Origin of the sequence: Luteimonas sp. WGS1318, assembly GCF_043187535.1 — a bacterium.
Lineage (GTDB): Bacteria > Pseudomonadota > Gammaproteobacteria > Xanthomonadales > Xanthomonadaceae > Luteimonas.
Genome location: NZ_CP171131.1, coordinates 2,198,237 through 2,219,239, shown reverse-complemented (window position 1 = coordinate 2,219,239; position 21,003 = coordinate 2,198,237). Strand labels below are relative to the sequence as shown.

The following is a 21,003-nucleotide window of genomic DNA, read 5'->3' as shown; positions in this document are numbered from 1 at the left end:
GTTTCCAGGCCTCCCCCATGCGTCGAATCCTGCCTCTTGCCGTGCTCGCCATGGCGCTCTCCGCGTGCAGTCCCCAACCCGAACAGGCCGCGCCGCCGCCGCCCGACGTGGAGGTGCTGACCGTCCAGCCGACGCGTGTGGCGCTCGAGCAGGAACTGGTGGGACGCCTCGCGCCGTTCCGCAGCGCCGACGTGCGCGCCCGGGTGCCGGGCGTGCTCGAGCGCCGCGTCTACCAGGAGGGCAGCGACGTCAACGAGGGTGACGTGCTGTTCCGGATCGATCCGGCGCAGTTGCAGGCCGCGCTGGGCACCGCGCAGGGCGCACAGGCCCAGGCCCAGGCCAACTACGCGAACGCGAAGACTGCCGCCGACCGTGCGCGCCAGCTCGCGCCGACCAATTTCATTTCCAGGTCCGACCTGGACAACGCACTCGCCGCCGAGCGCAGTGCCGAGGCCGCATTGCAGGCCGCGCGCGCGTCGACCCAGACCGCGCAGATCAATCTCGGCTACGCGACGGTGCGTGCGCCGATCGCCGGGCGTGCCGGCAAGCAGCAGGTCACCGAGGGTGCGCTGGTCGGGCAGGGCGATGCCACGCTGCTGACCACGGTGGACCAGATCGATCCGCTGTACATCAACTTCTCGATGAGCGCGGCCGACTTCAACCGCATCCGCGCGATGCCGCTCGACCGGGACGCCGGTGGCGGCCAGGTCGAAATCGTACTGCCCGACGGCTCGGTCCACGAGCAACGCGCGACACTCGATTTCTCCGGCGACATCGTCGACCCGTCGTCGGGCGCCGTGCAGCTGCGTGCCACGCTGCCCAATCCGGACCGGCGCCTGCTGCCCGGCGTCTACGTGACCCTGCGCGCGAACATGGGCGAGCAGAGCGGCGTGTTCCTGGTGCCCCAGGCCGCGGTGTTGCGCGATGCCAGCACTGCCTACGTGCTGGTGGCCGGCGACGGCAACGTGGTGGTGCGCAAGAACGTGCGCACCGACCGCGCGCAGAACGGCCAGTGGGTGATCAGCGAGGGGCTCGCACCGGGCGACCGCGTGATCGTCAGCGGCGTGCCGAAGGCGCGTCCCGATGCGGTGGTCGCGCCCAAGCCGTGGACGCCCGAACAGGCGCAGACCGCGCCCGCGGCGGCGGCCGGTGCCGCGCCCGCAGGCGAGAACGGGGCAGCTGCGACGACCGAAGACGCGCCCGCGGCGGCGCCGCAGGACGCGGCCGGCCAGACGCCTGCTGCGACCGACACGCAGGACTGATCCGTCATGCCCAAGTTCTTCATCAACCACCCGGTCTTCGCCTGGGTCGTCTCCATTCTGATCTCGCTGTCCGGCGTGATCGCGCTGCTGAACATGGGCGTGGAGTCGTATCCGAGCGTCGCACCGCCGCAGGTCACCGTCTCGGCGACCTATCCCGGCGCCAGCGCCGACACCACCGAGCGCGCGGTCACCCAGGTCATCGAGCAGCAGCTCACCGGCATCGACAACCTGCTGTACTTCAGTTCGACGTCGAGTTCGTCGGGCCGCGCCAGCGTCACCCTGACCTTCGAGACCGGCACCGACGCCGACATCGCGCAGGTGCAGGTGCAGAACAAGGTCTCGCTGGCGACGCCGCGCCTGCCCAGTGAAGTGGTGCAGCAGGGCGTCGTCGTCGCCAAGGCCAACGCCGGCTTCCTGATGGTCGTGGGCCTGCGCTCGGAGGATCCGACGGTCACCCGCAACCAGCTCAACGACCTGATCGGTTCGCGCGTGCTCGAGCAGATCGCGCGCGTGCCCGGCGTCGGCAGCACCCAGCAGTTCGGCTCCGAGTACGCCATGAACATCTGGCTCAACCCGGACCAGCTGCAGGGCTACGGCATGTCCGCGTCCCAGGTGATGGCCGCAGTGCGCGGCCAGAACGTGCAGTTCGCGGCCGGCTCGATCGGCTCGGACCCCGCGCCGCTGGGCCAGGGCTTCACCGCCACCGTGTCGGCGGAAGGGCGCTTCAGCACCCCCGAGCAGTTCGAGAACATCATCCTGCGCGCCGACGCCGACGGCGCCACCGTGCGCCTGAAGGACGTGGCGCGCGTGGCGATCGGCGCGTCGGGCTACGGCTTCGACACCAAGTACAACGGCCAGCCGACCGGCGCGTTCGCGATCCAGTTGCTGCCCGGCGCCAACGCGCTGACCGTGGCCGAGGCGGTCGAAGCGCGCATGGACGAATTGCAGCCCTCGTTCCCGCAGGGCATCGAGTGGTTCAAGCCCTACGACACCACCACGTTCGTGACGCTGTCGATCAAGGAGGTCGTCAAGACCCTGATCGAGGCGGTGATCCTGGTGTTCCTGGTGATGCTGCTGTTCCTGCAGAACCTGCGCGCGACGATCATCCCGACGCTGGTCATTCCGATCGCGCTGCTCGGGACGTTCCTGGGGCTGAGCCTGCTCGGCTTCACGGTCAACCAGCTGACGCTGTTCGCGATGGTGCTGGCGATCGGCATCGTGGTCGACGACGCGATCGTGGTGATCGAGAACGTCGAACGCATCATGGCCGAGGAGCACCTGCCGCCGCGCGAGGCGACGATCAAGGCGATGGAGCAGATCACCGGCGCAGTGGTCGCGATCACCGTCGTGCTGGCCGCGGTGTTCATTCCCAGCGCGCTGCAGGGCGGCGCCTCGGGCGAGATCTACAAGCAGTTCGCGATCACGATCGCGATCTCGATGGGCTTCTCGGCGTTTCTCGCGCTCGGCTTCACGCCGGCGCTGTGCGCGACCTTCCTCAAGCAGCATGCACCGCCCGGCGAGCGCAAGGACAACGTGGTCGTGCGCACGTTCAACAAATACTACGACCGCGTGAACCGCACCTACGTCGGCCACATCGGCAGCGCGGTGCGCCATGCGCCGCGCTGGATGGCGGTGTTCGTGGTGCTGGTGGTGGTCTGCGGCTTCCTCTACGTGCGCTTGCCGGGCAGCTTCCTGCCCGAAGAGGACCAGGGCTATGCACTGGCGATCGTGCAGTTGCCGCCGGGCTCGACACTGCAGCGCACGAACGCGGTGTTCGAGGACATCCGCGCGCGGCTGGAGCAGAACCCGTCCTACGAAAGCATGCTGCAGGTCGCCGGTTTCAGCTTCGTCGGCCAGGGCGAGAACGTCGGCATGGGCTTCATCAAGCTCAAGGACTGGAGCGAACGCGACGTCGACATCAACGGCTTCCTCGGCGAGGCCAACGGCGCGCTGCAGGGCGTGAGTGACGCGACGATCTTCGTCGTCAACCTGCCGACGGTGCAGGGCCTGGGCCAGTTCGGCGGCTTCGACATGTATCTGCAGGACCGGACCGGCGCCGGCCACGCCGCGTTGCAACAGGCGCGCAACCAGTTGCTCGGCCTCGCCGCGCAGAAGCCGGAGGTGCTGCAGGGCGTGCGGCCGAACACGCTCGAGGACGCGCCGCAGCTGCAGTTGCACGTCGACCGCGTGCAGGCGCAGTCGATGGGGCTGTCGGTGACCGACATCTACAGCGCGATCCAGCTGATGCTGGCGCCGGTCTACGTCAACGACTACATCTCCGAGGGCCGCATCAAGCGCGTCAACATGCAGGCCGACGCGCAGTACCGCACCGACCCGGGCTCGATCGGCCGCTTCTATACGCCGAGTGCGATGTCGACCAATGCCGACGGCACACCGACGATGATCCCGTTGAGCACGGTGGTGAACCCGGAGTGGGGCGCCAGCACGCCGTCGCTGACCCGCTACAACGGCTACGCGGCGGTCAACATCGTCGGTGCCCAGACGCCGGGCCGCAGCTCCAGCGAGGCGATGGCGGCGATGGAACAGATCGTCGAGAACGAGCTGCCGGCCGGCTTCGGCTACGACTGGGCGGGCCTGTCCTACCAGGAGATCATCGCCGGCAACGCGGCGACGCTGCTGCTGGTGCTGTCGGTGGTCGTGGTGTTCCTGTGTCTCGCGGCGCTGTACGAGAGCTGGTCGATTCCGGTCGCGGTGCTGCTGGTGGTGCCGCTCGGCATCCTCGGCGCGGTGGTGTTCACGATGCTGCGTCCGGGGCTGTCGAACGACATCTTCTTCAAGATCGGCATGGTCACGGTGATCGGCCTGGCGGCGAAGAACGCGATCCTGATCGTGGAATTCGCTGTGCAGCAGTACAAGGAAGGCAAGACCCTCCGCGATGCGACCGTGGAAGCGGCCAACCTGCGTTTCCGCCCGATCCTGATGACCTCGTTCGCCTTCATCATGGGCGTCACGCCGATGGCGCTGTCCAGCGGCGCCGGTGCGAACGCGCGGCATGCGCTCGCCACGGGCGTGATCGGCGGCATGCTGTTCGCCACGTTCCTGGGCCTGCTGATGATTCCGGTGTTCTTCGTCATCGTGCGGCGCATGCTGGGCGACAAGCTCGACCGGCCGGATCCGCGCCTCCAACTCGACGCGCCGCCCGGCGATCCGCCGGTGGACACGCGACCGATGCACTGATCACGATCACGGCTGATCAGCGAGGGCCGCCCCGGCAACGGGGCGGCCCTTTTTCGTGTGGGGCGCGCGCTTCGGTCGCTGCCCGGTCGGTGGCGTCACCGGTATGCTGGCGCCCCCTCTGGAGCCCCCATGACGCCATTGCGCATCGCCATCGTCGGTTACGGCACGGCCGGGCAGGCCGCCGCCGTCCTGCTGGCGCGGGATGGTCACCGGATCGAGGTCTTCGAACGCGCACCCCAGCCGGGCCCGGTCGGTGCCGGCTTCCTGCTGCAGCCCACCGGCCTGCAGGTGCTTTGGCGCATGGGGCTACTCGATCATGTCCTGTCGCATGGCGCGCGCGTCGACCGGCTCTACGGCGAGACGCCCTGCGGCCGTGCGGTCATGGACATGCGCTACGCGGGACTCGACTCGCGGCTGTGTGGTGTCGGCATGCAGCGCGGTGCGCTGTTCTCGATTCTCGACCGCGCGCGGGGCGATGCTGTACGGCTGCATGCGGGCATCACCATCGACGGCCCGGACGACACCGACGACCGCTGGTTGCGCGATGCCGACGGCGGGCGGCACGGGCCGTTCGATCTGGTACTCGCCGCGGACGGCGCGGCGTCACGCCTGCGCGGCCGTCTCGGCGGCGTGCGCCGTGATGCGGTGTATCCCTGGGGCGCGCTGTGGTGCCTGCTCGATGCCGCCGACTGGCCATATCTCACCGAACTGCGCCAGCGCTATGTCGCCGCGCGCCGGATGATCGGGCTGCTGCCGGTCGGCACGCGCCCGGGCGATGCGACACCGAGGCTCAGTTTTTTCTGGAGCCTGCCGGTCGCAGCCTTCGATGGCTGGCAGTCCGCCGCGCTCGACGACTGGCGCGAGAGTGTCACCGGCATCTGGCCCGAAGCCTCGGCGCTGCTGGCATCCACGACCACGCACGCCCAGCTGGCGCGCGCGACCTATCGCGATGTCACGCTGACGCAGTGGCATCGCGGCCGCTGGGTGCTGCTCGGCGACGCCGCGCACGCGATGAGCCCGCAGCTGGGGCAGGGCGTCAACATGGCCCTGCTCGATGCCGAAGCGCTGCGCGATGCCTTGCGTGCGCACGCCCTGCCGGATGCACTGGCGACCTATGCCCGCGTGCGCCGCCGGCACGTGGCGATGTACCAGTTCTGGAGCCGCTGGCTGACGCCGGTATTCCAGTCCGAGCGCGACCTGATCGCGAAGGCGCGCGACGTTGCGTTCCAACCGATGGGCCGTCTGCCAGGCGGGCGTGGGCACATGTTGCGGGTGCTCAGTGGCACGCAGCACGGCGTGTTCGGATCGCTGGCGTTGGCGCCGGAGTTTGTGGACGCCTTGGGTGGGTTTCGGATGTCCGGGGTTTCTACGAAGTAGTCGCGCCTCTGTCTGGCTTTCGTGCTTGCTCCGGCTTCCGCTTGCGTCTCCGCTTTGGGCTTTAGCTTTCTTCTGCTTTTGCTTCTGCTTTGGCCTTAAGCCGTTGACTTGAATCGAGCCGTAGAGCGAGCTGAGCACCGGAGCCTGGCGTGGCCGAAGAGCAGCCCATGTCTGAGCGCAGCGAGTTTGGGCTGCGGAACCGTCGTAAGCTCCCCCGTCTGACAGACACCGCATAAGTAGATCTTTCTGGCATCGTTTCCCAGCCAGGAGGTCCCATGCGCACATCGAAGTTCACCGAGACGCAGATCATCGCGACGCTCAAGCAGGCCGACGCAGGCGTGCCGGTCAAAGACATCTGTCGCCAGGTCGGCATCAGCACCGCGACGTACTACCAGTGGAAGAGCAAGTACGGCGGCCTGGAGGCCTCCGAGCTTCGGCGGGTCAAGGAGCTCGAGTCCGAGAACGCCAAGCTCAAACGGATGTATGCCGAGCTGGCGCTCGACAACGCAGCGATGAAGGACCTGATCGCAAAAAAACTCTAGGGCCGGCGCGCAAGCGCGAGGCCGTGCGGTTCCTCGTCGAGGTCCACGCGCGGCCGCTGCGCCGGTCCTGCGCATGCGTCGGTTTGTCGCGAGGGGCGTGGTACGCGCCGCCTCTGGATTGGACGGTGCGCGATGCCGAGCTGATCGCTGAAATCGCGCGCTTCGTTGAGGCGCACCCCAGCCGCGGCTTCTGGAAGTGCAGCAACCATCTTCGCAAGCAGCAGCCGGCCTGGAATCCCAAACGAATCTATCGCGTGTACAAGGCCATGAAACTCAACCTGCGCCGCGCCGCCAAACGGCGCCTGCCCAAGCGCGAGCGGGTGCCGCTCTATGTGCCGAGGCTGCCAGACACGGTCTGGTCTGTCGATTTCATGAGCGACGCGCTCGCCTGCGGCAGACGGTTTCGCACGTTCAACGTCGTGGACGACTTCAACCGAGAAGCCCTGCACATCGAAGTGGACACGTCGATCAACTCGCAACGGCTGGTCCGTGTGTTCGAGCAGATCAAACGCGATCATGGTTTGCCGCAGGTCGTGCGCTCGGACAACGGTCCCGAGTTCTTGGGCGATGCGTTCACCAACTGGCTCAAGGCGAACGGCGTGGCGCTGCAGTACATCCAGCCCGGCAAGCCAAATCAGAATGCCTTCATCGAGCGCTTCAATCGCACATTCCGCGAGGAAGTGCTTGACCTCAATCTCTTCGTCCGTCTCGACGACGTCCGGGAAGCCACCCACTGGTGGATGATCGACTACAACGAAGAACGATCCCACGACTCGCTCGGCGGAATGACCCCGCTCGAGTACCGCAGACACCACGCCGAAAGCTCTACTTTTGAAGTGTCTGCTTGACGGGGGAGCTTACGCCGTGAAGGTCCCAATGTGCCGCGTCAGGCGAGGAGCGGAGGGGACCGATGCGGCTTCATCGCATCGGCTCGCGTCCGGCGAAGACGGTTTTGCTTACTTTGCCAAGACAAAAGTAAGCCGCGCGACAGCGCGGAAGCCCGGTCTTTGATCTTCGCTCCTGCGGTTGATCTTTTGCTTCGAATATCAAAGTCGCAAAGCGACGAGCGAAGAAGCGAAAGCAAGTGCAGGGCTTTCGCTCGCTGCGCGTGCGAGTCCCTTTTGGAGGGACCCAAAAGGAACCAAAACGTCCCCTCGCCGGACGCGATCCGCCGCGATACAGCCGCGGCGGTCCCCTGCGCTTCTCGGGCAGCGGGGCACGCAGCCCAAACTCGCTGCGCTCAGACATGGGCTGCTCTTCGACCCCGCCGCCCTGCGATGCTCGGCTCGCTTTACGGCTCGATTCAAATCAAACGCCAACGCGATAAGCAAAGCCCAAGCCCAAACCCAAACTTAAGCCAAAGCCAAAGGCCAAGCCAAAACCAAGACCAGGGCAACGTGTAGGAGCGCGCTTGCGCGCGACGCGGCGTTGCCCACAGCGCCCATCGCGCGCAAGCGCGCTCCTACGAGGGTCGATGCAGGCTCAGTCGATGAACTGCAACCGCGCGAGTTCCGCGTAGAGCCCGCCCTGTGCGATCAGTTCGGCGTGCGTGCCCTGGGCGACGATGCGCCCGGCATCCATCACCACGATCCGGTCGGCCTTGAGCACGGTCGCCAGGCGGTGGGCGATCACCAGCGTCGTGCGTCCGTCCATCAGACGGGCCAGCGCCTGTTGCACGGCGTGCTCGCTCTGGGCGTCGAGCGCGGACGTGGCCTCGTCGAGCAGCAGAATCGGTGCGTCGCGCAGCAGGGCCCGCGCGATCGCGATGCGCTGCTGCTGGCCGCCCGAGAGGCGCGCGCCGCGCTCGCCGAGCTGGGCGTCGTAGCCGTCCGGCAGGGCGTCGAGGAACACGTGCGCCTCGGCGGCGCGCGCCGCCGCTTCGACCTCGTCATCGCTGGCGTCGAGCCGGCCGTAGCGGATGTTGTCGCGCGCGGTGGTGGCGAAGATCGTCGGTTGCTGCGGGACGAGCGCGATCTGCGCGCGCACGTCGTCGGGCGACAGGGTGCGGATGTCGACGCCGTCGATCGCCACCGTGCCCTGCGCAGGATCGTGGAAGCGCAGCAATAGCGAGAGCACGGTGCTCTTGCCGGCGCCGGACGGACCGACCAGCGCCACCGTTTCGCCAGGCGCGACGTGCAGCGTGAAATCGGCCAGCGCCGGGCTGTCGGGCCGGGTCGGGTAGTGGAAGGTGACGTCGTCGAAGGCCAGTGCGCCGCGTGCCTTCGCCATCGCTGTGCCGGGCTGCGCCGGGCCCCGGATGCCCGGGGTCTCGACCAGCAGTTCGGAGATCCGGCCCATGCCGCCGGCGGCGCGCTGCAGCTCGTTCCACACCTCGGCCAGCGCGCCCACCGAGCCGGCACCGAACAGTGCGTACAGCACGAACTGGCCCAGCGTGCCCGCGGTCATCTCACCGTTGATGACATCGTGCGCGCCCGACCACAGCACGGCGGTCACCGCGCCGAAGATCAACGTGATCGCGACCGCGGTGATGATCGCCTGCAAGCCGATGCGCTGGCGCGCGGTGGCCACCGAGATCGCCACCGCGCCGCCGAAGCGGTCGCGTTCATAAGGCTCGCGCGCGTGCGCCTGGACGGTGCGGATCGCGCCGAGCGTCTCGTTGGCGAGTGCGTTCGCATCGGCGATGCGGTCCTGGCTCTTGCGCGAAATCTTCTCCAGGCGGCGGCCGCCGAGCACCAGCGGCAATACGAACAGTGGAATGCCGATCAGCGTGAACGCCGCCAGGCGCGGACTGGTGACCACCAGCATCACCATGCTGCCCAGCACCATCACCGTGCTGCGCAGCGCGACCGACATCGTCGAACCCACGACCGCGCGCAGCAGTTCGGTGTCCGCGCTGAGCCGCGAGACCAGATCGCCGCTGCGGTTGCGTTCGAAGAAAGTCTGGTCGAGATCGAGCAGGTGGCCGTAGAGCCGGGTGCGCAGATCGGCCACGACGCGCTCGCCGAGCAGCGATACGAAGAAGAACCGCGCGGCCGTGAACAACGCCAGCGCGATCGCGACCAGCAGCAGTACGGCGAACGTCGCGTCGATGCGGTCGGCGTCGGCGAAGCCCTGGTCGATCATCCCGCGCACCGCCACCGGCAGGCTCAGCGTGGCGACCGACGACAGCGCCAGCGCGATCAACCAGGCCGCGAACAGTCCGCGTTGTCGCATCACGAACGGCCACAGGGTCTTCAACGCGGTGACGGGGGCCTTGGGCTGGGCAGGGTCGGGGGCGCGCGGGGATCGGAAGGCCATCAGGGGGCATCGTCCGCAGCGGGAGCGAACTCGACCCGGTCCCGTGTGGCATCGCGCAGGCGGGTTTTCAAGTCCGGTACCTGCGCGCGCGGCAGCTCGATGCACAGCGCGACGCCGTCGGGATCGAAGGTCTCCGACAGTTTGTGGGCCTGGACCGCCGGCAGGGCCGCATGCACGCTGCCCAGCGCATCGAACGGCGCGCGCAACGTGAGGCGCGCGAGATCGATCAATGGCTGCCGGGCGGCCGTGCGCAGGCACTCGGCCGCGCAGCCGCCATAGGCGCGCACCAGCCCACCTGCGCCGAGCTTGATGCCGCCGTACCAGCGCACGACGACGACGGCGACGCGGTCGAAGCCCTGGCCGTCGATCGCCGCGAGGATCGGCCGGCCCGCAGTGCCGGCGGGTTCGCCGTCGTCGCTGGAACGGTACTGGTCGCCGACCCGCCAGGCCCAGCAGTTGTGGGTGGCGTCGGGGACGTGGATCTCGCGCAGGACGCGCATCGCGCTGTCCTCGTCGTCCACTGGCGCCGCATGGGCGACGAAGCGGCTGTGCTTGATCTCCAGCGTGTGGGTGGCCGGCGCGGCCAGCGTGTCCAGCGGCATCGCGGGCTCAGTCCAGCAGCGCGCGTAGATCGGGCGGCAGATCAGCGTCCGGGTGCCGCCGGTGGAATTCGGCCAGGCTCGCGCGGGCCGCGACGATGTCACCGGCGTCGAGCAACTCGCGCGCGCGTTCCAGCCAGGCCGCGCGTACCTGGGGGGAATCGGCCGTGGCCGGGGGCTCGTCGTGGTCGGGCAGGTCCTCGAATGCCTCGAGCATCGGGGCCGCGCGACGCGCGGTCGCGTCGCTGCGCGCCGGCGCCGGTGCACCCACCACTGCGGGGGCTGCGGCCACACCCACCGGCGCGACGGACGACTGCGGCGCGGCTACCGCGTCGGACCCGAATGCGGTCATGCGTGCCGTCTCGGCGGCAGCAGGGGGCGCGGGTGGCGGCGGAGGCGGAGTCTGAGAGCGGGCCGTGGCCACGGAGGGCTGGGGTTCGCGGGAGCGCGGATCGGCAGGCATTTCCGTGGGCGTGGCCGCGGTCTGGCGGACATCGACCGCGGCACGGGCACGCTCGGCGGTCGGGGGCGGGGCTTCGGCGCGATCGGCCGCGGACGACGCCTCGGGCGCGCGCATCGCCTGCATCGTCGTCGGCGCCTCCGACCACGGCTCGGGACGCGTCTCGGGCGCGGGACGCAGCTGCCAGGCGACGCCGACGGCGACCAGCAATGCCGCCGCGACGCCCGCACCGACGGGCCAGCGACGCCGCGGGCGTCGATGCGTCGACGCGGCGTGCCGGGCCGCGGACACCGGCGCCCCGGACTGCGTGGCGGATGTCGCGGGCGCCACCGAAGCGCGCGCGGCCTCGAGAATCGCCGCGTCCAGCGCCGGCGACGGCGAGGCCACCGGATCACCCGTGAGCCGCGCAGCCAGTGCGCGCTCGTCGGGATCGAGAGGCGGGGTTGGGCGGTGGCTCATGGGTTCAACATCGCGCGAAGTTTGTCCATTGCGTAGCGCAGTCGCGACTTGACCGTTTCGCGCCCCGCGCCGGTGATGTCGCCGATCTCCTCGAGCGAAAGCTCGTGCTCCAGGCGCAGCAGCAGCACCTCACGCTGTTCGGCGGGGAGCGCGTCGAGCGCCTGGTGCAGCCGACGCCGCTGCTCGAACGCGTCGGCCTGGCGCTCCGGCGTGTCCGGATCGGCGATCGCGGCGGTCCGCGCATCGGCGTCGTCCGGCGCCGGTGGACGGTGGCGCGCCGCGCGCCAGTGATCGGCGAGGCGATTGTGTGCGATGCGGTAGAGCCACGTCGTGAACAGCGCGTCCGGACGCCAGCCTTCGCGCGCGGCGATCACGCGTTGCCAGACGTCCTGGAACACGTCGTCGGCCAGCGCGGGACTGCGCAGCTGGCGCACGAGGAAGCGGTAGAGCCGGTCGCGGTGGCGGCGATACAGGATTTCGAACGCCGCTGCGTCGCCTGCGGCATAGGCCAGCATCAACGCATCGTCGCCGGGTGGTGCCTGCGCGCTGGCGATGTCGTCCATGGCGGGCAGGGTACGTGGTGGCTGCACGCGCGGGAAGACCGGACCGGGTGTGCAGTCAGGGCGTGCGGCGGGTGATGTCGCGTGCATGGCAGCATCAACGTGCAGCGGGCAGGAACGGGGTCGGGCGCACGGAAGGGATGCCGGATTTGGGTATGCTGCCGCCGGGGAATCGAGATCCGGGAATATCGTGTCCGCACGTCATCGCATATCGACGGCCGTCCGGCAGTCGCCCGTCGACGTCGGTGCGCGACTGCGTCCGATCGTCGACACGGCGCCCGGCGGCGTGGCGGTGCTGCACTGGCGGTGCGCGCTGCTCGGTGCCGGTACGGTGGGCTCGCCGGACGCACCCCGCACGCTGCACGAGCGCGTGGAAGCGGCGACGGACGGTCCCGGTGATCGCGGCGTGCGCCGGCTGCAGACCGGCGACCTGCATCTCGCGGTCGCGATCGAACCACCCAGCGACGCCGACGCCGAGTCGGCCTGGCTCGAACTCGCACTGCGTGGCGCCGCGATGGCACTTGATGCGCTGCGTGCGGAACTGCGTCTGGAGCAGTTGCGCCGGTCCGAACGCCTGCAACAGGCGCTCTACGAAATCGCCGATCTCGCCGGCTCCACGCTCGAGATGGACGAGGTGCTGGGCCGCATCCATCGCGTGGTCGGCGGCCTGACCACGGCCGAGAATTTCTACATCGTGCTCTACGACGATCTGCGCGACACGATGCGGTTCCTGTATTTCGTCGACGAGCTCGATCCGTGGACCGCGGATCCCGACGAGGAACTGGCACTCGATGCGATGCCGCACAGCCTGACGATCGCGCTGCTGCGCGAAGGCCAGCCGATGCTGGGGCCATCGGCCGAGCTGCGTCGACGTCACGGTGTCCGGGATGCCGAATCGCTGACCGGGCCCGACAGCGCCGACTGGCTGGGCGTGCCGTTGCGCCGCGACGGCCACGTCTGCGGTGCGATCGTGGTCCAGAGCTACGACCGTCCGGGCCGCTACACCGACGACGACCGCGCGCTGCTGGAATTCGTCGCCCAGCACATCCTCACCGCGCTCGACCGCAAACAGGCCCAGGCCGAGCTCGAGCGCCGCGTGGCGTCACGCACGCTGGAACTGCAGGAGGCGAACTACGGCCTGCAGGCGCAGATCGCCGAGCGGGCGCGTGCCGAAACCCTGCAGCGCGCGCTGTACCGGATCAGCGAACTGTCGATCGCGGCCGGCAGCCTGGAGCGCTTCTATGCCGACCTGCACGCGATCGTCGGCGAACTGCTGTACGCGCGGAACTTCTACATCGCCATGCTCAGCGCGGACGGGCAGCAGCTGGAGTTTCCGTATTCGGCCGACGAACGCGACGCGGTCCGGCGCACGCGCGCGCTCGCCAACGGCTTGACCGAATACGTCATCGCCAGCGGCCAGCCGCTGCTCGCGCGGCGCGAGGGCATCCTGCTGCTGGAGTCGCGCGGCGACGTGCGCAGCCGCGGCACGCGCGCGCAGTGCTGGCTCGGCGTGCCCTTGACCCGCGACGACCGGCCCGTCGGCGTGATCGCGGTCCAGAGCTACGATCCCGAGATCGGCTTCGCACCCAGCGACCAGGCGCTGCTGACCTTCGTCGCCCACCACATCGACAGCGCACTCGAGCGCAAGCGTGCGCAGGAGGCCCTGAAGGCGGCCCACGCGGAGCTGGAGTTCCGGGTGGAGGCGCGCACCCGCGAACTCGAGGACGCCAATCGCGAACTGCGCGCACAGATCGGCGAACGTGTCCGCGCCCAGCAGCGCCTCGTCCACCAGGCTCGCCACGATCCGCTGACCGGCCTGCCCAACCGGCTGCAGCTGCTGGAACGGCTCACCCATGCGCTGCAGCCGGACGAGCATGGCGCGCGGGCTCCGTTCGCGGTGCTGTTCCTGGATCTGGACCGCTTCAAGCTGGTCAACGACAGCGTGGGCCACGCGGCCGGCGACGCGATGCTGGTGGAGATCGGCCAGCGGATCGCCGCGATGCTCGGCCCGCAGGATCTGGTGGCCCGGCTGGGCGGCGACGAGTTCGCGGTGATGCTCGCGGGCGTCGACGATCCCTGCGCCGCCGAGGCGACCGCCGATGCCTTTCTGAAAGCGCTGGCGCGGCCGATCTGGGTGGCCGGGCGCGAGCTCTATCCCTCGGCCAGCATCGGCATCGCGATGTCGCATCCCGACTACGCCGACGGCCACGGCCTGCTGCGCGACGCGGACGCGGCGATGTACCGCGCCAAGGCCTGTGGCCGCGACCGCAGCGAACGCTTCGACGAAGCGATGCGCGCCGAAGCGACGCGCCTGCTGGACCTCGAGGCGGACCTGCGGCGCGCGATCCTGCAGGACGCGTTCGAGCCGGTATTCCAGCCGATCGTGCGTCTGTCCGACGGCGCCGTCATCGGCCACGAGGCGCTGCTGCGCTGGCGCCACGAGGTTCACGGCATCCTGCCGCCGACCGAGTTCATCGGCGTGGGCGAGGACAGCGGCCTGATCGAGCAGGTCGACTGGCTGATGTATCGCAAGGTCGTGCGTCGCATGGCGACCGATGCGCGCGAGGGCTACGTCTCGATCAACGTCTCGCCTCGACATTTCCGCTCCGACGATTTCGTCGAGCGGCTCCTGCAGCTGGTCGACGACGCCGGTGCCGACCCGCGTCGGCTGCGCATCGAGATCACCGAGGTCGCCTTGCTCGACGACGCGCCGCGTGCGCTGCGCATGCTCGAGACGCTGCGCGGCCACGGCGTGATGGCGCTGCTGGACGATTTCGGAACGGGATTCTCGGCGCTGTCCTACCTGCACCGGTTCCCGATCCAGGCGCTGAAGATCGACCAGAGTTTCGTCCAGGGCCTCGGCAGCGGCATGCATGCCGAAAGCCTGGCCCTGGTACGCGCGATCCTCGCACTGGCCGGCACGCTGGGCATCGACACGATCGCCGAAGGCGTGGAGACACGGCAGCAGCGCGATCTGCTCGACGAGCTCGGCTGTCAGTACGGCCAGGGCTTCCTCTACGGTCGCCCCGCGCCCGATCCCGTGGCGCGGGTCACCCCCTGAGCGCTGCGAGGCGCCGCCGTCGCCATCGCCTGCGCATTGGAGCCCCCGCTCACGACGCGACCTCGACACAGTCCCGGCCGCTGGCCTTGGCCGCATAGAGCGCGCGATCGGCGACGGCGAACGCGGTTTCGATCCGCTCGCCGTGCGGCGGCGCCATCACGTGCACGCCGATGCTGGCGGTCACCCGGATGCGCAGGTCGCCCGACGGGCAGGGTTCCTGGCTGAGCGCGCGCCGGATCGTGTCGGCGATCTCCGCGGCGCCCTCGGGATCTTCGCCGGGAATCGCGGCCACGAATTCCTCGCCGCCGAACCGGGCCAGCAGGGCGTCGTGCGGGCGCAGCGTCCGGCCGATACGGTGCGCCGCCCAGCGCAGGCAGTCGTCGCCGGCGAAGTGGCCGTGGCGGTCGTTGATCGCCTTGAAGTGGTCGAGGTCGATCATCATCAGCGCGAGCGGCGTGCCGGCGATCCGGGCCTGTTCCGACAGCAGCGCAAACGCTTCCTGGAACCACGCGCGGTTGTACAGGCCGGTCAGGCCGTCACGGCGGCTGGAATCACGCAGCCGCATATGCGCTTCCTCGAGCTGCAACAGCGCGCTGCGCACCTCCTGCGTGCGTTGCGCGACCTTGCGCTCGAGCCGCTGGTTGGTTTCGGCGACGATCCGCTGGTTTTCGTTGCGCAGCGCGGCATAGCGGTGACCGAGCGCGATCGACAGCAGCAGCATCTCCAGCGCCGAGCCGATCTGCACGCCGTATTCGGTGAGGAAGGCCTTGGGAAGCACCCCGAAGGCGAGCAGGGTGAACACTGCGGTGCCGATGAGGAACGCCGACCACGCCAGCAGCAACAGCTTGGCCGGCGTGTAGCCGCGGCGCAGCACGACCACGGTGGCGACGACGATCCCGACCACGCCGATCAGCACCGCGCGCGAGGCGAGCGGTGTCGAGATGCGCAGCGGCAGCCACACCGATGCGATGCCCAGGAGGACGAAGAACGCGATCAGCGCCTGCAGCAGGCGGTTGCCGGCCGGCCAGCGCCGCGGCAGTTCGAGAAAGGTGCGCGAGAACTGCAGCATCGCGATCAGCGCCAGGCAGATCGAGATCGGCACCATGTGGTCGGCCAGCCACGGCGACTCGGGCCACAGGTATTCGAAGCCGAGGCCGTTGAGCGTGAACAGCACCAGGCCGAATGCGGTGATGTGGCACAGGTACCAGAAGTAGCTGGCGTCGCGCAGCCACAGCCACAGCACGAGGTTGTAGAAGAACAGCGCGAGCAGGATGCCGTAATACAGGCCGATCGCGAACTGCGCATCGCGCGAGACTTCGGTGAATGCCGACGGGGTGTAGAGCTGCAGCGGCACCTGCATCGAACTCTGGCTCTCCACCCGCACCAGCACGTCCACCGGCACGCCCGCGGGCAGGTCCAGCGCGAAGTTCGGGTGGCGGTAGCGGATGCTGCGCGCGGTGAACGGACGATGGTCGCCGCCGGCGTGGGTGACGGCGTGGCCGTCGGCGCGGCGTACATGGACGTCGACCCGGTCGCTGAGCGGGTATTCCTGCACCAGCAGCCAGCGGGTTTCGGCCGGGTCGTGGTTGACCACGCGCACGTGGAACCAGAACGCGCCCGACTGGAAACCGAAGGCGCCGTTGCCGTCGGGCAGCGGCGCCAGCGCGTCGTGCTCGACACGGTTCCAGACGGCGTCGGCGTCCTCGTCACCCGCCGGATCGTGGTGATAGCGCACCTGCGGCCCGAGGGCGAGGGTGCCGACGCCCGGCATCAGTTCGACGCTGCGCGCCGCGGCGGCGCCGGGCAGCAGCAGGCACGCGACCAGCAGCAGGCGTGCCGTCAGCCGCCATGCCCAGCAGCGCGTCCCAACGCGGCCTGACCCCATTCCCGTTGCCCCTTGTGGAGATTCCCTGTTCCGCGCGCGCTTCGGCATATCACCGCGACCCGTCCATTGGTCATAAGCGGACGCGGTCAGCGTACGGCAGCGGCCAGCTGAAATCACCCGCGGGCATAATCGTCGGCCTGTCGCACCCGCCCGGTCTCTCCCATGCGTCTGCCGTTCCGCCCGCTGTGCTTGCTTGCCCTGACGTCGATGCTCGCCGCGCCGGCACTCGCCTGCGATCGCGGGCGCGTCTTCGAAGACCGCAATGGCAATGGCCTCCAGGACGCCGGCGAGCCTGGACTCGCGGGCATCCGCGTGTCCGATGGCCGCCGCATCGTCGACACCGGTACGGACGGTCGTTACGCCGGTCTCGATGGTCGCCGTGCGGTCGTCTTCGTCATCAAGCCGGCCACTTACACGCTGGCACGCGATGGCGCGCTGCCGCGCTTCTGGCGGCCCGCCGGCACGCGCGGGGCCGACTGCGCGTTCGCGCTGCAGCCCGAAGGCGACGCCGCCGCGGCCCTGGATCTGCTGGTCTTCGCCGATCCCCAGGCCGGGCGCGAGGCCGAGGTGGACTATTACGCCCGCTCGGTGGTCGCGCGTGCGCGCGAGGTGCCCGCGACGCTGGGGCTGACGCTCGGCGACATCGGCAACGACGTGCCTGGACTGTATCCGGCGATCAATCGCGCCACCGCGCAACTCGACGTGCCGTGGCTGCATCTGCCCGGCAATCACGATCTCGATTTCGAGGCCGGCAACGATCCGGCATCGACCGCATCCTACCGCGCGGTCTACGGGCCCGAGACCTACGCCTGGGAAGACGCGCGCGCCAGCGTGCTGATGCTCGACAACGTGATCTACCAGCCGGGCGTGCGGCCGTCGTATGTCGGTGGCCTGCGCGACGACCAGTTCGCGTTCGTCGAGGCCTATCTCGCCGGTGCCCCGACCGATCGCCTGTTGATCGTCGGCGCCCACATCCCGTGGTTCGACACTGCGGCCGACGGCGCACCCGAGACCGTGCGCAGCACCGATCGCGCGCGTCTGTTCGCCCTGCTGCAGCGCTTTCCCGAGGTGCTGCTGCTCAGCGGGCACCGGCACACGCAGCGCCATGTGCTGCACGGGCCCGAGCGCGGTTGGCACGGCGCGACGCCACTGCACGAGTACAACGTCGGCGCGGCCAGTGGTGCGTTCTGGAGCGGGGCACAGGATGCCTCGGGGATCCCGGCCGCGACGATGGCCGACGGCACGCCGCACGGCTTCGCATCCCTGCGCGTCGAGGCCGGCAGCGCGTACCGGCTGGATTGGCATCCAGCCCGGCGCGACGACGACGATCCGTCGACGACCGGCGCGATGGCCCTGCACGCGCCGCGGGTGCTGCGGCGCGGCGCGTATCCGGCCTGGGGCGTCTACGCCAACGTGTTCATGGGCCGGGCCGATACCCGTGTGGAGTACCGCGTCGGCGACGGCGACTGGCGACCGATGCGCCGCGTGGACCGGGCCGACCCGAGGCTGGTGATGGAGAACGTCCGCGACGACACCACAAGCGCACTGCGCGGACTCGACCGGTCGCCCGAAGCCGACCTGTCGACGCATCTGTGGCGGGGCGCGTTGCCGACCGATCTGCCGCTCGGCACGCACGGCATCGAGGTGCGTGTGTTCGATCCCTGGCACGGCGAGCGCCGGGCTTCGACCGCATACCGGCTGGACGCCTGGCCGGAGGACTGAGCCGCGGCCGGCTCACGTGCGCCGTGTGCGAGTCGGGATGCGGGACTGACCGGTCGCCGGCGCGATCGCCGGCATCGCGGGCCTGCGCCGGTGGATCGGATGTCCCATGTTCGACGCCGTTCGGCCGGCCGCCGCATTGCCAGCACCTGGGCGCGCGGGCCAGCGGGATGACGGGTTCAGTCGACGGGGTAGGGATAGCGCGCCGGCGCCGCCGGTGGCAGCGTCGCCAGCCAGCGCGCCAGGCGCGGACGCATACGTTTGCCGATGTCGATCTGCGGGCGTGACGGCGTATAGCCCAGCGCGGCCTCGCGGCGGGCGATCGCGCGGACCGCGTCGCGGTAGGCCGCGGTGAAGTCGCGGTCCCGATTGAGGCCGTCGAGCAGCCAGGCATGGCCGAAGAAGGTGATCGTCGATTCGCTGCCGCAGCCGAACGACGGCCGGTCGGCCGCGGCGGCAGTGATCACCAGCGTGTCGGGTGCGCGCAGGGCGGGAATGAAGCCGCCGGCGTAGCAGGCAGAGACGACGATGATGCGCGGGCCGATGCCGGCGCCGTCGAGCAGCGCACGCAGTTCCTTCGGCGCGAGGGTCTCGTCCACGTGCGGCGGCCAGACGACGCCCAGGTGATGGTCGGGCGCGCCGTGCATCGTGAGGTAGAGCAACAGCAGATCGTCGGCGCGCAGCTTCGGCGCGATCGCGTGCAGCGCATGGCGGAGGTTTTCGCGTGTGGCGAGCGGCCGGGGCACGGTGTCGAGGCTGTCGGCATGGTTGATCAGCGCCAGCGTGCGGGCGCTGGCGCCGAGGCGCGGTGCGACCCCGTCCTCGAGGAACCGCACCTCGTTGCGGAAGACGTCTTCGGTGCCGTCGCCGGCCACTCCGATCACGTACAGCACCGGCGCCTCGTCGACCGGCGGCGGCATCGCCGCGACCGTCGAGTCGATCTGCGCGCGGTCGCGCGCGGCCTGCGAGGACACCGGCGCGATGTCGTCGGCGGCCACCGGCGCGGCCCAGACGATGAGGAACGCGAGCAGGACGCCGGCGAACCTGCGCGCGCCGGGGCGTTGAGGTGTGGAGGACGACGACCGGCCGCGCATCGCCAGGGGGGGCCGGGTCAGCGCGCCGGATCGATCGCGTCGAAGCGGGTCACCCGGGGATGCCCGTTGGCCGCGGTGGCGTCGCGCGGTTCGGGATAATCCTCGAGGCGATCGACCAGCATCGTGCCCAGGCCGGCCTCGCGCGCGGCATCGAGCTCGGCGACCACATCCGACAGGAACAGCAGTTCCACCGGCGCGACCTGCAGCGCCTCGGCGATCCGGGTGTAGCTCTCCGGTGCCCGCTTGCCGCCGATCTCGGTATCGAACCAGGCCGAAAACAGACCGGTCAGGTCGCCGGCATCGCTGTGCCCGAAGAACAGTTTCTGCGCCGGCACGGAGCCCGAGGAATACACCGCCATCCGCTCGCCGGCCGCATGCCAGCGGCGCAGTGCCTCGGCCGCATCCGGGTAGATGTGCGCGGTGAAGTCGGCATCTCGATAGCCGTCGGCCCAGATCATCCCCTGCAGCGCCTTGAGCGCGGTGTGCTTGCGGTCGGTGTCGATCCAGCTCTGCAGGGTTGCCACAGTGCCCGCGTCGTCGGCCGTCCCGGCCTCGTCCGCCACCGCATCGAGCCAGCGACGCACCTCGGGTTCGTGGCCCCGTGCGGCGACGAAACCGGGCAGCGCGCGACGCGCGTAGGGAAACAGCACGTCCTTGACGAACGAGATGCTGCTGGTGGTGCCTTCGATGTCGGTCAGGATCATCCGTGCGTCAGCCGGTTCGGGGCGTTGAAGTGTAAGGCGTGCGGTGTGGAGACGCCCCGGGTTGGCGGGTGTCCAACCGCTGCGCTCGGCTGGATCCGCGCGCCCCCTTCAAATCCCTCATTCCCGCCTGCGCGGGAATGAGGGGTCATCGTGAGTCGAGCTTCCGCAGGACCGCACGCGTCCGTCGAATCGCGAGACGCAGCCTCAGCGCGCGCCGGGCTCGTAACGCGGAAACTTCTGCGCGATGTCGGAGCCGGTGAAGTGGCCCACCCAGCCATCGGGCTGCTCGAAGAACCGGATCGCGACGAAGCGCGGTTCCGGGCCCATGTCGAACCAGTGGGTCACGCCGTCGGGCACGCCGATCAGATCGTCCTTGACGCACTCGATCTCGTAGACCTTGCCGTCGACGTGCAGGGTGAACAGGCCCGAGCCGTCGACGAAGAAGCGCACCTCGTCCTCGTTGTGGAAGTGCTCTTCGAGGAACTTCGCGCGCAGCTCGTCGCGCTTGGGATTGTCCGGCGCGATGCTGATCACATCGACGGTGTTGAAGCCGCGCTCGGCGCTGATGCGGTCGATGTCGGCCCTGTACGCGGCGATGACGTCCTCGGGGCTGGCACCGGCGGCGACCGGCGCGGCCGCCTGCCAGCGTTCGAAGGTCACACCGATCGTCTGCAGTTCGCGGGCGATGGCGTCGGCCTCGCGGCTGTCGAACAGGGGCGTTTCGGGCGCGGTGTCGGCGAAGATGCGGAGGCGGCTCATGGCGATCGGACTCGGCGCGATGCGGGGCCGCTCAGGTTAGCAAAGCACCGTCGCCGGAGCGTTGAC

General features: G+C 69.6%; 14 protein-coding genes. 6 read left to right on the top strand and 8 right to left on the bottom strand.

Annotation, left to right across the window (positions count from 1 at the left end; all coding sequences use genetic code 11):
• Positions 1–17: 17 nt before the first annotated feature.
• The 4 genes from ACF3M1_RS10215 to ACF3M1_RS10200 all read left to right on the top strand — a co-directional run bounded on the left by ACF3M1_RS10215 (position 18) and on the right by ACF3M1_RS10200 (position 7,227).
• Positions 18–1,262 (top strand): efflux RND transporter periplasmic adaptor subunit, encoded by a 1,245-nt coding sequence (locus ACF3M1_RS10215; protein ID WP_394000322.1) that lies wholly within the window; start codon positions 18–20, stop codon positions 1,260–1,262.
• Positions 1,263–1,268: 6 nt separating this feature from the next.
• On the top strand, positions 1,269–4,460 hold the full coding sequence (locus tag ACF3M1_RS10210) for a multidrug efflux RND transporter permease subunit (protein WP_394000321.1): 3,192 nt from the start codon (positions 1,269–1,271) through the stop codon (positions 4,458–4,460).
• A gap of 129 nt (positions 4,461–4,589) precedes the next feature.
• Positions 4,590–5,837 (top strand): FAD-dependent oxidoreductase, encoded by a 1,248-nt coding sequence (locus tag ACF3M1_RS10205; RefSeq protein WP_394000319.1) that lies wholly within the window; start codon positions 4,590–4,592, stop codon positions 5,835–5,837.
• A 275-nt stretch (positions 5,838–6,112) separates the two neighbouring features.
• Positions 6,113–7,227, top strand: a protein-coding gene (locus ACF3M1_RS10200; protein WP_393999965.1) for an IS3 family transposase whose coding sequence is annotated in 2 segments (ribosomal slippage) — positions 6,113–6,365 and positions 6,365–7,227 — 1,116 coding nt in all. Because the reading frame shifts where the segments join, the coding sequence is not laid out codon by codon here.
• Positions 7,228–7,861: 634 nt separating this feature from the next.
• Here the strand turns inward: ACF3M1_RS10200 and ACF3M1_RS10195 are convergent.
• The 4 genes from ACF3M1_RS10195 to ACF3M1_RS10180 are packed head-to-tail and all read right to left on the bottom strand — an operon-like array spanning position 7,862 to position 11,718.
• Complete coding sequence (locus ACF3M1_RS10195) at positions 7,862–9,637, bottom strand: ABC transporter transmembrane domain-containing protein (protein ID WP_394000317.1); 1,776 nt, start codon at positions 9,635–9,637, stop codon at positions 7,862–7,864.
• Positions 9,637–10,239, bottom strand: a complete 603-nt coding sequence (locus ACF3M1_RS10190; protein ID WP_394000315.1) for an IMPACT family protein — start codon at positions 10,237–10,239, stop codon at positions 9,637–9,639. Before ACF3M1_RS10190 ends, ACF3M1_RS10195 begins: the two co-directional genes overlap by 1 nt.
• Before the next feature lie 7 nt (positions 10,240–10,246).
• On the bottom strand, positions 10,247–11,155 hold the full coding sequence (locus ACF3M1_RS10185) for a hypothetical protein (RefSeq protein ID WP_394000313.1): 909 nt from the start codon (positions 11,153–11,155) through the stop codon (positions 10,247–10,249).
• A complete protein-coding gene (locus tag ACF3M1_RS10180) occupies positions 11,152–11,718 on the bottom strand; it encodes an RNA polymerase sigma factor (RefSeq protein ID WP_394000311.1) in 567 nt (188 codons plus the stop codon). Before ACF3M1_RS10180 ends, ACF3M1_RS10185 begins: the two co-directional genes overlap by 4 nt.
• A gap of 187 nt (positions 11,719–11,905) precedes the next feature.
• Between ACF3M1_RS10180 and ACF3M1_RS10175 the strand changes: the two genes are divergently transcribed.
• Positions 11,906–14,776, top strand: coding sequence for an EAL domain-containing protein (locus tag ACF3M1_RS10175; RefSeq protein ID WP_394000309.1), 2,871 nt, complete (start codon positions 11,906–11,908; stop codon positions 14,774–14,776).
• Positions 14,777–14,825: 49 nt separating this feature from the next.
• On the opposite strand, the gene ACF3M1_RS10170 is transcribed toward ACF3M1_RS10175, so the two are convergent.
• Positions 14,826–16,661: a 7TM diverse intracellular signaling domain-containing protein gene (locus tag ACF3M1_RS10170; RefSeq protein WP_394000308.1), complete on the bottom strand. Its 1,836-nt coding sequence runs from the start codon at positions 16,659–16,661 to the stop codon at positions 14,826–14,828.
• Positions 16,662–16,823: 162 nt separating this feature from the next.
• On the opposite strand from ACF3M1_RS10170, the gene ACF3M1_RS10165 reads away from it, so the two are divergent.
• The gene (locus tag ACF3M1_RS10165) at positions 16,824–18,383 is read left to right on the top strand and encodes a calcineurin-like phosphoesterase C-terminal domain-containing protein (RefSeq protein WP_394000307.1); all 1,560 of its coding nucleotides are present in this window, start codon (positions 16,824–16,826) and stop codon (positions 18,381–18,383) included.
• Between the two features lie 176 nt (positions 18,384–18,559).
• On the opposite strand, the gene ACF3M1_RS10160 is transcribed toward ACF3M1_RS10165, so the two are convergent.
• The 3 genes from ACF3M1_RS10160 to ACF3M1_RS10150 form a co-directional block, all read right to left on the bottom strand.
• Positions 18,560–19,474, bottom strand: a complete 915-nt coding sequence (locus ACF3M1_RS10160; RefSeq protein WP_394000306.1) for a C13 family peptidase — start codon at positions 19,472–19,474, stop codon at positions 18,560–18,562.
• 17 nt (positions 19,475–19,491) lie between these two features.
• Positions 19,492–20,178: an acireductone synthase gene (mtnC, locus tag ACF3M1_RS10155; RefSeq protein WP_394000304.1), complete on the bottom strand. Its 687-nt coding sequence runs from the start codon at positions 20,176–20,178 to the stop codon at positions 19,492–19,494.
• Positions 20,179–20,382: 204 nt separating this feature from the next.
• Positions 20,383–20,937 (bottom strand): acireductone dioxygenase, encoded by a 555-nt coding sequence (locus ACF3M1_RS10150; RefSeq protein ID WP_394000302.1) that lies wholly within the window; start codon positions 20,935–20,937, stop codon positions 20,383–20,385.
• Positions 20,938–21,003 lie beyond the last annotated feature (66 nt).